At 67.5% G+C, this 572-nt stretch carries 1 protein-coding gene; it reads left to right on the top strand.

What is annotated here, in order from left to right; translation table 11 throughout:
• Positions 1-572 (top strand): condensation domain-containing protein (locus tag Q7C21_RS22605; protein WP_375151176.1); only part of this gene is annotated, 572 nt, incomplete at both ends.

Below are 572 nucleotides of genomic sequence, written 5' to 3' on the forward strand. Positions count from 1 at the left end.
TGCTGCCGTTGCTGACGCTGGATCAGGCGGCCATTGACCGGGTGGTGGCCACGGTGCCGGGCGGCACCGCCAACGTCCAGGACATCTACCCCCTGGCGCCGTTGCAGGCCGGCATCCTGTTTCACCATCTGGCCGCCGGCCGGGGCGATCCCTATGTGTTGCAGGCGCAGTTTGCCTTCGACACGGCCCAGCGCTTGCAGACCTTCGTCCGAGCCTTGCAGGGGGTGATCGAACGCAACGACATCCTGCGCAGCGCCGTGCTCTGGGAAGGGCTGGACGAGCCGCTGCAAGTGGTCTGGCGCCAGGCGCCCCTGGAGGGCGAGGAAATCGTCCTTGACCCGGGCCAGGGCGACATCCTCGGCCAGTTGCAGGCGCGCTTCGACAGTACGCGCTATCGCCTGGACATTGCCCGGGCGCCGCTGTTGCGCCTGGTCTACGCCCGGGACCCGGTCAACCAGCGGCTGGTGGCGCTGTTGCTGTTCCATCACCTGGTGATGGACCACGTGGCCCTGGAAGTGCTGCAGCATGAACTGCAGGCCTTCCTCCTTGGCCAGCAGCAACGGCTGGGTGAC

This window comes from Pantoea sp. ANP04 (assembly GCF_041982285.1).
GTDB lineage: Bacteria > Pseudomonadota > Gammaproteobacteria > Enterobacterales > Enterobacteriaceae > Pantoea > Pantoea eucalypti.